Here is an 11,286-nt window from a genome sequence, read left to right as displayed (position 1 = left end):
CCCTTGCGACAGTGTCTGGCTTTGCGTTACTCTTCCCCCTGAGCAATCAATCTTCTGCAGAGTGACGCGGCCCATGCCTCCCGAGCATTTTCATTTCGTGCGGTTCCTCGCCGGGCTCGGCGTGGCGCTCATGCTCTGCGTGCTGGTCGGCTGGGTGGTCGATTTCGACATGCTTGTGCGGCCCTCGCCGCGTCTGGCCAGCACGGTACCCAGCACGGCGCTCTGCCTCGCGCTGCTTTACCTGTGCCTGCCGCTCTTCGTCAGCCGGTCGCCGCGCGCCGAACGCGCCCTGGCGATTCTCGCGACCGCCGCAATGGCCGTTGCGGCGCTGAACATCGCCCTCTCCCTGATCGGTCGAAGCGACCTCGATCACCGCGTGTTCGCGAAGCTGGTCGCGCCGTCGGATCGCATGTCCTATGGCACCGGTCTGGGGATCCTCTTCGCCGGGGCGACCCTGCGTCTTGCCGGTCGCCAGACTTACCTGATGGTCGCGGGCCTGATGGCGGTGGTGGGTCTTTCGACCTTTGTCGCGATCATCGCCGGCAACTCTTTCGAGCCCGGATCGGCATTTGCGATTCCGCTGCTCAATGGCATGTCGATCTACACCGCCGGCGCGCTTGCGCTGCTGTTTTTCGCGTTGCTGCTGAGCATCGACGCCCGCAGCTCCGACCCTTCCACCATCGAACAGGACTGAGCCACGCGCAGATCCGCCGCGGGCCTGTGCAGCGCGCCGCTGCCCGGGGCCGCAGCCCGGAGCTGCGCCGGAGCGCGTGCGGGCCGCCGGCAGACGGCCTCTCTCGCCGTGCCGCGCGGCTGTCGAAACGCAAACCCCCCGCCGCTGGGGCAGGGGGCAAGCATGTCTTGGCTGACGGCGGGGGCCGGTGTCAGTCGAGGAAGGCCTTCTCGACGACGTAATGCTTGGGGTCGGAGTTCGCGCCCTCCTCGAGCCCGTATTCCTCGAACATCTCCTTGAGCTCGAGGTTGAAGGCGAGGTTGCCGCAGATCATCGCGCGGTCGGTCTCGGGGTTGAGCGGCGCGACGCCAAGATCGGCAAAGGCCTCGCCCGAGCGCATCAGGTCGGTGATGCGGCCCATCTTGGCGCTCTCCTCGCGGGTGGTGGTCGGGTAATACTTGATCTTCTTCCAGAAACCCTCGCCGATCACCTCGTTCAGAAGCTCGTCGGTCTTCAGGCTCTCGATCAGCTCGGCGCCGTACTTGAGCTCACCGGCCTCGCGGCAGGTGTGGGTGATGATGACCTCGTCGTAATCCTCGTAGGTCTGCGGCTCGCGCAGCAGCGAGGCGAAGGGCGCAAAGCCGGTGCCGGTGGCGAAGAACCAGATGCGCTTGCCGGGCAGCAGCGCGTCATGCACCAGCGTGCCGACGGGCTTGGGGCGCAGGATGATCTCGTCGCCGGGCTGGATGTGCTGCAGCTTCGAGGTCAGCGGGCCGTCCTGCACCTTGATCGAGTAGAACTCGAGCTCTTCGTCCCAGGAGGGCGAGGCGATGGAATAGGCGCGCAGCAGCGGTTTCTGCTTGCCGGTCTCGGGATGCGGATCGCCCATCAGGCCGATCATTACGAACTCGCCCGAACGGAAGCGCAGGCTCGCCGGGCGCGTCACCCGGAACGAGAACAGGCGGTCGGTCCAGTGCTTGACCTCGGTCACGGTCTGGGCGTCGGGCAGCACCATCTTCTTCGGCGCATCGGCTTTGGTGGCGTTGGTGTCGGTCACGGGGCTCATCTCGGTCATGGCGTTCACATCAAGTTCCGTTGCGTCTTCATAGCGCAAAATTCGTTTGTAGACAAACGAAACTCGAGTCCCTTTCTAGAGCGTTGTCGTTTGGATTGGAAGATGACTCAACCGCGCATGCGGCTCTGGTAGTCGTGCTGCTGCCAATTTGAGCGGAAGAGCCAGTCGGCCTCGGGCTGGCGCGCGGCCAGCTCGTCCGAGATCTCGACCTCGTCGAAGCCCGAGCGGCGCGCCATGGCGTACTGGTCCGAGATCACATGCCCCTTGGCGCGCAGGCGGCCGGTATAGCCGCGCAGCCGCAGCAGCCGGGCCAGCGTAAAGCCGCGCCCGTCGGCGAAGCTCGGAAAGTCGACGCGGATCATCTGCGTCTCGGCGCCGAACTCCAGCGTCGCGGGATCGGTATCGGAGGGCAGGTCGAGCGCGGTCTCGGTCTCGAAGCCGGCGCTCCAGTCGTCGGGCCCGAAGCCCGCGTCGGTGACGATGATGCTCATGTGCTCGGTCCTTGTCTCACCATGCGGCCATTGGCGAAATGAATGCCGCATTCCACTTTCTCTTCGCCGCGCCAGCGGCCCGATCTCGGGTCTTCGCCCTCGGCCACCGGCGAGGTGCAGGGGGCGCAGCCGATCGACGGGTAGCCCTTGGCCACCAGCGGGTGCCGGGGCAGGCGGTTCTCGTCCATATAGGCGCGCACGTCCTCCGGTGCCCAATGCGCCAGCGGGTTGACCTTGATGCGCCCCGTGGCCTCTTCGAGCTCGAAGAACTCGAGCGCCTGACGGGTTGCCGACTGAAAACGCTTGCGCCCGGTGATCCAGCCGTCGAAACCCGCAAGCGCCGCCTCGAGCGGCACCGTCTTGCGCAGCGCGCAGCAGGCATCGGTGCTGGCCTCGCGCAGCGTGCCATCGGGATCGCGCTGCGCCAGCAGCGTCTTGTCGGTGCGGATCACCCGCACGTCCTCGAGATGCAGGCGCTCGGCCACCTCCTGCTGGTAGACCAGCGTTTCGGCAAACAGCAGCCGCGTGTCGATGAACAGCACCGGCGTCTTGCGGTCGATCATCGCCACGAGGTGGAGGAGCGCGATCGATTCCGCGCCGAAGGACGACACCATGGCGATGTCCCCGGCCTCGGGGTCGCGCAGCGCGCCCTCGAGCACCGCGACCGCGCCGTGATGGCGGTAGCGCGCGTTCAGCGCGTCGACGCGCTGGCGCAGATCCGCCAGCGCATCGGCACCGAGCGCGGGCGCGCCGGGCGCCTGCGTGTCAGGGAGGGATTGAAAGGTCATGCGGTCACGCAGCCCGTTGCCGCTTGCCCGCGTCCTCGCCGTAGAGCGCCGTCTTGAAGGGAGCCATGCCGATACGGCGGTAGGTCTGCAGGAAGCTTTCCCCGGGTCCTTCTCGATGTTCCATGTAGGCGTCCACGATGCGTTCGATCGCGGGCACCACCTCTTCCGCCGGGAAGCCAGGCCCGGTGCGTTCCCCGAGGCTCGCGGTCTCGGTGGCATCACCCCCCAAGGTGATCTGGTAATTCTCGACGCCGGCACGATCAAGGCCAAGGATGCCGATATGGCCCACGTGATGGTGGCCGCAGGCGTTGATGCAACCGGAGATTTTGATCTTCAGCTCGCCAATCTCGTTTTCGATCTTCAGCTCGTCGAACCGGGTGGCGATCTCCTGCGCGATGGGAATCGACCGGGCGGTCGCCAGCGCGCAGTAATCCATGCCGGGGCAGGCGATGATGTCCGAGATCTTGCCGATATTGGCCGTCGCCAGGCCATGCGCCTTCAGGATCTTGTGGATCTCGGGCAGGTCGGACTTGTGCACATGCGGCAGCACCACGTTCTGTTCGTGGGTGATGCGCAGCTCGTCATGGCCGAAGCGGCGGGCGAGGTCGGCCATCACGCGCATCTGCTCGGCGGTGGCATCGCCCGGGGTCTCGCCGTGGGCCTTGAGGCTGATCTGCGCGATGGCATAGCCGCCGGCCTTGTGCGCGGTGAGGTTGCTGTCGGCCCAGGCGCGGAACACCGGGTCGGCCTCGTAGGCGGCATCGAACGCCTCGGTCGGCGCGTTGCGGAAGGCGGGCGGGGCGAACTGCGCCGCGATCTCCTCGAAGAGTTCGAGATCGGCGCCGTTGAACGCCGCCTTGGTCTCGGCAAAGCGCGCCGCGACCCGCTCGCGGATCTCGTCGATGCCGTGCTCGTGCACGGTGATCTTGATGCGCGCCTTGTACTTGTTGTCGCGCCGGCCAAGCAGGTTCCAGACCGAGACCACGGCCTCGACATACGGAAGCAGATCGGCCTGCGGCACGAAGGGCGCCAGCTCCTTTCCGATCATCGGGGTGCGGCCAAGCCCGCCACCCACGAGGACGCGGTAGCCGATCTCGCCGTCATGCTCGACGACCTGGATGCCGATGTCATGCGCCTTGATGACGGCGCGGTCGTTCTCGGCGCCGGTGACGGCGATCTTGAACTTGCGCGGCAGGAACTGGAATTCCGGGTGATCGGTCGACCACTGGCGCAGCAGCTCGGCCACCGGGCGCGGATCGGCGATCTCGTCGGCGGCGGCGCCGGCGAAGTGATCGGCGGTCACGTTGCGGATGGTGTTGCCGGAGGTCTGGATGGCGTGCATGCCGACCTCGGCCAGCGCGTCGAGCATGTCGGGCACGTCGCGCAGCTCGGGCCAGTTGTACTGGATGTTCTGGCGGGTGGTGAAATGGCCGTAGCCCTTGTCCCACTTCTCGGCCAGCAGCGCGAGCTGATCCATCTGCGCGCCGTTGAGGGTGCCGTAGGGGATCGCCACGCGCAGCATGTAGGCGTGCAGCTGGAGATAAAGGCCGTTCATCAGGCGCAGCGGCTTGAACTCGTCCTCGGTGAGGGCCCCGGAGATGCGGCGCTCCACCTGCTGACGGAACTGGCGGTTGCGCTCTGCAACGAAGGCTGTGTCGAACTCTGTGTAGCTGTACATCTGTCAGTCTCTCCCGCGGGGGTCATGCATGGACCCCGCAAATGTCTTCGAGAAGGGGCGCGGCCTCAGCCGGCGGCCTGCTTGCCGTGGTGGTAGTTGGACGGGCCGGTAGCGCGGAACTCCTCGCGGAAATGCGTCGGCTGTGGGCCATCCTCGGAGGGCGCCATGTCGGCGAGGTAGACGCCGACCGCCTCGGAGGCGCGGGCCTGCGCGTCGAGCAGGCGGAGCTGCGCGATGGCCTCGTCGGTGATGATCTCCGCCTCGTCGAGGCGCCGGACCCAGCGGTCATCGGCGGCGAGGTAGATCACGTCGCCCTCGAGCAGGGCATTGGCGGTGACGACTTTCGGGGTAAAGGCCTTGGGCATCAGGAGACCTCCTGTCTGGCGATTGCGAGGGCGCGGGCCGCCTGCGGGGCAAGGCCCAGCAGCAGCACGGCGGGGCCATCAAGCTCGGCGGCATCGAGATCGGCGGCCAGCATGGCGAGGGTGGTGGCGATGTGGCGCTCGTTGGGGCGCGAGGCGTTCTCGACCGCGGTCACCGGGGTGGCGGGATCGGCGCCGTGCATCATCAGCCGGCCCTGCAGGAAGCGCGCGGCGCGCTTGCCCATGTAGATTGCGGCCACCGCGCCGGGGCGGGCCAGGGCGCGCCAGTCCTGCTCGGCGAAGCCCTTGACGTCATGACCGGTCAGCAGCCGCAGGTCGGAATTGCGTCCGCGTTTGGTCAGCGACACGCCGAGGCTGGCGGCGGCGGCGGTCGAGGCGGTCAGGCCCGGGGTGACGTGGTAGGGGATGCCGGCGGCGTCGAGCGCCTCGGTTTCCTCGTCGAGCCGGCCGAACACGCCGGGATCGCCGGCCTTGAGGCGGATCACGCGGGCGCCGCTTTGCGCGTGCGCGATGATCAGCGCGTTGATATCCCCCTGCTTCATCGACGGGCCGAAGCCCTTCTTGCCGACGGGCACCAGCGTGGCGGTTTCAGACGCGAGCGACAGGATCGCCTCCGGCACGAGCTGGTCGTGCAGGATGACCTCTGCGGCTTGGATCTCACGCATGGCACGGACGGTCAGAAGCTCCGGGTCGCCGGGGCCGGCGCCGACAAAGGCCACGTGCCCGCGGGGCGGGGTCTGGGAGGGATGTGCCATCTGGGTGCGTCCGCTGTGAGTGTTTCGCTTGTGGAAATATAGAACATTGTCCCCGTATTCCGCTAGGAGGGGGCGGTTTTAAAGAACTTTGTTCTTTCCGTGGCGCGTGTTATGAAACAGCGTCTATGGATGGACAGGAAAGAGGAAAACCCATGCAGCTCGACGGCACCGATCGGAAAATCCTTCGCGAACTGCAGCTCGATGCGGGACGGTCGCTCGACGAGATTGCCCGCGCGGTCGGCTCGTCCAAGACCCCGGTCTGGAACCGGATTCGCAAGATGCGCGAGGGCGGGGTGATCGGCCCGCAGGTGGTGATCGCCGACGCCGACAAGCTGGGCTTCGAGGCCTGTTTCTTCGTGCTGATCCGCACCTCGGAGCATGACGCGGACTGGCAGGGGCGGTTCCTGCACGCGGTGCGCTCGCGCCCCGAGGTGATGGAGGCGCACCGGCTGGCCGGCGACATTGACTACATCCTCAAGGTCCGGGTGCAGAACGCCCGGGCCTATGATGTGTTCTATCAGGCGCTGATCTCTGAGGTGAAGGTGCACAACGTCACCGCGCTCTTGTCGATGGAAGAGATCAAGAACACAACGGCCCTGCCGGTGTAGACGCCGCCAGGCGCAGGTGCGACGACCGTGCGGCCCGTGATGCCCTGCCGGGCGTGGTGACCTCCAGACATGCAAAAGGCCGCGTCGGAACGCGGCCTTTTTTCATGTCGTAGGGCGGGCACCAGGGCGAAAGTCGCCCTGGCACGCGGCTGATCAGAAGTGCACCGAGCGGGTGGTCTCGGGAGCGGCGGCCGGCGGCGCGAACTTGGTCAGGTCGATGCCTTCGACCGCGCTCTTGTACTCGTCAGCGTTCGGCGTGCGGCCGAGGATCGCCGAGAGCACCACCACCGGGGTCGAGGCGAGCAGCGACTCGCCCTTCTTCTCGGAGGAGTCCTCCACCACGCGGCCCTGGAACAGGCGGGTCGAAGTGGCGAGCACGGTGTCGCCCTTCTCGGCCTTTTCCTGGTTGCCCATGCACAGGTTACAGCCCGGGCGCTCGAGGTAGAGGATGTTCTCGTACTCCTTGCGGGCCTGGGTCTTGGGGAACATGTCGTCGAACTCGAAGCCCGAGTACTTCTGGAGGATCTCCCAGTCGCCCTCTTCCTTGAGCTCGTCGATGATGTTGTAGGTCGGAGCCGCAACCACCAGAGGGGCCTTGAACTCGACCTTGCCGTTGGTCTTCTCGAGGTTCTTCAGCATCTGCGCGACGATCTTCATGTCGCCCTTGTGCACCATGCACGAGCCCACGAAGCCCAGGTCCACCTTCTTCTCGCCGCCGTAGTAGGAGACGGGGCGGATGGTGTCGTGGGTGTAGCGGCGCGACGGGTCGGCGTTGTTGACGTCCGGGTCGGCAATCATCGGCTCGTCGATCTTGTCGAGATCGACGACGACCTCGGCGAAGTACTTGGCGTTGTCATCCGGACGCAGCGCCGGCTTCTCGCCCGAGCGGATCTCGGCGATGCGCTTGTCGGCCTTGTCGATCAGGCCCTGCAGGGTCTTGGCGGCGTTATCCATGCCCTTGTCGATCATCACCTGGATGCGCGACTTGGCCAGCTCCAGCGAGCCGATCAGGGTCTCGTCGTTGGAGATGCAGATCGAGGCCTTGGCCTTCATCTCTGCGGTCCAGTCGGTGAAGGTGAAGGCCTGGTCGGCGAGCAGGGTGCCGATATGCACCTCGATGATGCGGCCCTGGAAGACGTTGTCGCCGAACTGCTCGAGCATCTGCAGCTGGGTGGCGTGCACCACGTCGCGGAAGTCCATGTAATCGGCCATCTTGCCCTTGAAGGTGACCTTGACGGATTCCGGGATCGGCATGGTCGCCTCACCGGTCGCCAGCGCCAGCGCCACGGTGCCACTGTCTGCGCCGAAGGCCACGCCTTTCGACATCCGGGTGTGGCTGTCGCCGCCGATGATGATGTCCCAGTCATCCACGGTGATGTCGTTGAGCACCTTGTGGATCACGTCGGTCATGGCGTGGTATTCGCCCTTGGGATCGCGCGCGGTGATCAGGCCGAAATCGTTCATGAACTTCATCAGGCGCGGGATGTTGGCCTCCGCCTTCTTGTCCCAGACCGACGCGGTGTGACAGCCGGACTGGTAGGCGCCGTCGACGGTCGGCGAGATGACGGTCGCCGCCATCGCCTCGAGCTCCTGGCTGGTCATCAGGCCGGTGGTGTCCTGGCTGCCCACGATGTTGACCTTGACGCGCACGTCCGAGCCCGCGTGCAGGGTCTTGCCCGGGGTGGTGCCAAGCGCGTTCTTGTTGAAGATCTTCTCGACGGCGGTCAGGCCCTGGCCCTCGATCGAGACCTCCTTGGAGGGCGCGAAGACCGGGGTCGGCTCGACGCCGAGGGTCTCGGCCGCAAACGTCTGCAGCTTCTTGCCGAAGACGATGGCATAGGACGAGCCCGCCTTCATGAACTCGACCTTCTGCGGCGTGAAGGCGGAGGAGACGTCGACCAGCTCCTTGCCGTCCTCGTCGGTCAGTTTCATCGCCTTGGTGTCGATCTTCAGCACGGTGCCGGTGGCGACAGAGTATTTCTGCTCGAGCACCGGGTTGCCGTCATTGTTGAGGATCGGTTTGCCGTCGGCGTCGACCTTCTTGACCCAGTTCTTCAGGTCAAGACCGATGCCGCCGGTCACGCCCACGGTGGTCAGGAAGATCGGCGAGATGCCGTTGGTGCCGGCCACGACCGGGGCGTAGTTGACGAAGGGCACGTAGGGCGAGGTCGGCTTGCCGGTCCACAGCGCCACGTTGTTGACGCCCGACATCCGCGACGAGCCCACGCCCATGGTGCCCTTCTCGGCGATCAGCATCACGCGCTTGCCCGGGTGCTGCAGCTTCAGCGCCTCGATTTCCTTCTGCGCGGTCTCGGAGATCATGCACTTGCCGTGCAGCTCGCGGTCCGAGCGCGAGTGCGCCTGGTTGCCGGGGCTCAGCAGGTCGGTCGAGATGTCGCCCTCGGCGGCGATGTAGGTCACCACCTCGATCTCTTCGTCGATATCCGGCAGCTTGGTGAAGAACTCGGCCTTGGCATAGCTCTGCAGGATGTCGGTGGCGACGGGGTTGCCTTCGGCATAGGCCTTGGAAAGGCGGTCCATGTCGGCCTCGTAGAGGAAGACCTGGGTCTTCAGAACGTCGCCGGCCTGCTTGGCGATCTCGGCATCATCGCCGAGCGCGAGGTCGAGCAGAACCTCGACCGAGGGGCCACCCTTCATGTGCGACAGCAGCTCGAAGGCGAAGGTCGGGGTGATTTCCTCGACCTTGGCCTCGCCGAGGATGATCTTCTTCAGGAAGGCAGCCTTGACGCCGGCGGCAGAGGTGGTGCCGGGCAGGGTGTTGTAGATGAAGAACTGAAGGGAGTCGTCGCGATGCTCGTTGCCGGTATCCTCGATCTGCGCGATCAGCTCGGCCACGAGCGCGCCATCGTCGATGGGCTTGGGGTGCAGCCCCTCGGTCTTGCGCGTTTCGATCTCGGTTAGGTAGTCTGTGTACAAGCTCATGACGATCCCTGCGGTTCAGTGTGGGCGAAGCTGGAGCAGCGGGCCGCGACAGCGTCGGGCAGGCCGCAGCTCGCTTATTGTATGCGGCAGTATACGAATAGCGAATCCGTGGCAAGCGTTTCGACAGTGGCAAAACGCTGCACCCGCATCATGCCATGTGCCGCGCTTGTGCGACAGGCACAACGCGAGCCGGGGAATCCCGAGGGGGGGGGGCGGGTCAGCCGGTGCCGCGCGGCTGCGGCGTGCAGGTCTCCGGAAGCGTTGGCTGCAGGCTCAGCAAGGCGCCAAGGCCGCAATTGCCGCGCACGAGGTCGTCGAGCGTGGCCATGTCGAGCTCATGGTAGAACGCATCGAGCGCGCGCAGGATATAGGTGCGCAGGCGGCAATTGCCGACCAGCGGGCAGCTGTTGGTCTCCTCGTCGAAGCATTCGGCAAAGGGGATCTCGGATTCGAACAGGCGAAAGACGGAGCCGATCGAAATCTGCTCTGGTGTGCGCGCCAGCCGGATGCCGCCGGTGCGGCCGCGCTGGGCTTCGAGATACCCTTCGGCGTGCAGGCGCTGCACCACATGGGCGGCGTGGTTGGTCGAGCAGTTGCACAATCCCGCGATCTCGGCGGTGCGAAGCAGCCGGTCGGGGTTCAGCGCGCAGGCCATCAGGATGCGGGCCGCAAGGTTGGTTCGCGTGGTAAGCCGCATGGCGTCCTCCTCCGGCATGCTCCTTTTCTTGTGAACAGGATGCCGAATTTCCTTGAGGTAGATCAAGTACGCGTGGCCATGATGGCGATAAATCCGCATTTCATGTGCGGATTATGACGATGACCCCAGCTGCAACTACTTTCAAAGGCGACGGGCCCTCCCGGGCCGAGGCTCTCGGCACCCGGCTGGCACTGATGCCGGCGCTGGTCTGGCTCATTCAGGCGGCGGTGATCGCCTGGGCGCTGGGCGGGATGCTGACCGATCCTCAGCGGGTGCCGGCGCTCGCGGCAGCGGCGGCGTTCCTTGCGCTGGCCGCGCTGCGCGCCGCGCTTGACGCGCTGGCCCAGCGGGTGCTCTCGGAGGCGGCGGACGCGCGCATCGTCGCGCTGCGCGAAGAGATCCTGACACGCGAGGCCGGGGCCGCCGACGCCGCGCGCCATGGCGGCGCCGGCGCGCTGGCGGCACTGGCGGGTGAGAAGCTCGAGGCGCTGCGGCCCTACCTGATGCGCTACCGCCCGGCGCGGCTGCGTTCCAGCGTGGTGCCCCTGGTGATCTTCGCCATCGCGCTCTGGCACAGCTGGGCGGTGGCGCTGATCCTGCTGCTCGCCGGACCGCTGATCCCGGTTTTCATGGCGCTGGTGGGCTGGGCGGCCAAGGCCGCGAGCGAACGCCAGATGGTCGAGATCGGCGCGCTCAGCGACCTGCTCGTCGACCGGCTTGCGGCGCTCTCGGACCTGCGCCTGATCGGTGCGGGCGGCCCGCTTGTGGCGGGGTTTGCCGAGGCCTCGGACAACCTGCGCACGCGCAGCATGGCGGTGCTGCGCATCGCCTTCCTGTCCTCGACCGTGCTCGAGCTGTTCTCGGCGCTGGGCGTGGCGATGGTGGCGATCTGGGTCGGGTTCACGCTGCTGGGAGAGCTCGGCTGGGGCGGCTGGGGCGCGCCGCTTTCACCGGCGGTGGGGATCTTCCTGCTGCTGCTGGCGCCGGAGTTCTTCCAGCCGCTGCGCGATCTCGCGAGCGCCTGGCATGACAAGGCTGGGGCCGATGCGGTGCTGGCCGAGATTGCAGCCTGGCGGGACGAGCCGCGCGTGGCGCGGCTCGGGCGCGGGGGGCGGGTGTCGTCATCGGCGCCGCTGCCGGTGCTGCGGCTGAGCGGTCTGCGCCATCGCGGCATCCGCTATCCCGAGCTGGAGAT

At 66.5% G+C, this 11,286-nt stretch carries 11 protein-coding genes; 3 read left to right on the top strand and 8 right to left on the bottom strand.

Annotation, left to right across the window (positions count from 1 at the left end; translation table 11 throughout):
* On the top strand, nucleotides 1–694 hold a 694-nt coding region (locus AC6RA4_RS18415; RefSeq protein WP_500162846.1), incomplete at its 5' end, for a hypothetical protein.
* A gap of 190 nt (nucleotides 695–884) precedes the next feature.
* On the opposite strand, the gene AC6RA4_RS18410 is transcribed toward AC6RA4_RS18415, so the two are convergent.
* From AC6RA4_RS18410 to cobA, 6 genes are all read right to left on the bottom strand, one after another.
* Nucleotides 885–1,748, bottom strand: a complete 864-nt coding sequence (locus AC6RA4_RS18410; protein WP_500162845.1) for a ferredoxin--NADP reductase — start codon at nucleotides 1,746–1,748, stop codon at nucleotides 885–887.
* A 107-nt stretch (nucleotides 1,749–1,855) separates the two neighbouring features.
* On the bottom strand, nucleotides 1,856–2,239 hold the full coding sequence (locus AC6RA4_RS18405; RefSeq protein WP_500162843.1) for a DUF934 domain-containing protein: 384 nt from the start codon (nucleotides 2,237–2,239) through the stop codon (nucleotides 1,856–1,858).
* Nucleotides 2,236–3,027 (bottom strand): phosphoadenylyl-sulfate reductase, encoded by a 792-nt coding sequence (locus tag AC6RA4_RS18400; protein WP_500162841.1) that lies wholly within the window; start codon nucleotides 3,025–3,027, stop codon nucleotides 2,236–2,238. Before AC6RA4_RS18400 ends, AC6RA4_RS18405 begins: the two co-directional genes overlap by 4 nt.
* 4 nt (nucleotides 3,028–3,031) lie before the next feature.
* On the bottom strand, nucleotides 3,032–4,705 hold the full coding sequence (locus AC6RA4_RS18395; protein WP_500162839.1) for a nitrite/sulfite reductase: 1,674 nt from the start codon (nucleotides 4,703–4,705) through the stop codon (nucleotides 3,032–3,034).
* Between the two features lie 65 nt (nucleotides 4,706–4,770).
* The gene (locus AC6RA4_RS18390) at nucleotides 4,771–5,070 is read right to left on the bottom strand and encodes a DUF2849 domain-containing protein (RefSeq protein WP_500162837.1); all 300 of its coding nucleotides are present in this window, start codon (nucleotides 5,068–5,070) and stop codon (nucleotides 4,771–4,773) included.
* Nucleotides 5,070–5,843 (bottom strand): uroporphyrinogen-III C-methyltransferase, encoded by a 774-nt coding sequence (cobA, locus tag AC6RA4_RS18385; RefSeq protein WP_500162835.1) that lies wholly within the window; start codon nucleotides 5,841–5,843, stop codon nucleotides 5,070–5,072. The genes AC6RA4_RS18390 and cobA overlap by 1 nt, the downstream gene beginning before the upstream one ends.
* Nucleotides 5,844–5,995: 152 nt before the next feature.
* Between cobA and AC6RA4_RS18380 the strand changes: the two genes are divergently transcribed.
* On the top strand, nucleotides 5,996–6,451 hold the full coding sequence (locus AC6RA4_RS18380; protein WP_500162834.1) for an Lrp/AsnC family transcriptional regulator: 456 nt from the start codon (nucleotides 5,996–5,998) through the stop codon (nucleotides 6,449–6,451).
* Nucleotides 6,452–6,604: 153 nt separating this feature from the next.
* Here AC6RA4_RS18380 and AC6RA4_RS18375 read toward each other — a convergent pair whose 3' ends face one another.
* Nucleotides 6,605–9,394, bottom strand: coding sequence for a bifunctional aconitate hydratase 2/2-methylisocitrate dehydratase (locus AC6RA4_RS18375; protein ID WP_500162832.1), 2,790 nt, complete (start codon nucleotides 9,392–9,394; stop codon nucleotides 6,605–6,607).
* Between the two features lie 217 nt (nucleotides 9,395–9,611).
* Entirely contained in the window at nucleotides 9,612–10,091 is a 480-nt protein-coding gene (locus tag AC6RA4_RS18370) for an RrF2 family transcriptional regulator (RefSeq protein ID WP_500162830.1), read from the bottom strand.
* Nucleotides 10,092–10,210: 119 nt separating this feature from the next.
* Here AC6RA4_RS18370 and AC6RA4_RS18365 point away from each other — a divergent pair.
* Nucleotides 10,211–11,286, top strand: a 1,076-nt coding sequence (locus AC6RA4_RS18365; RefSeq protein WP_500162829.1) for an ABC transporter transmembrane domain-containing protein, incomplete at its 3' end; no start/stop codon positions are given.

Source organism: Salipiger sp. (assembly GCF_059781815.1).
Note: the sequence above shows the minus strand (reverse complement) of the source record. Positions and strands in the feature narration are given on the sequence as shown.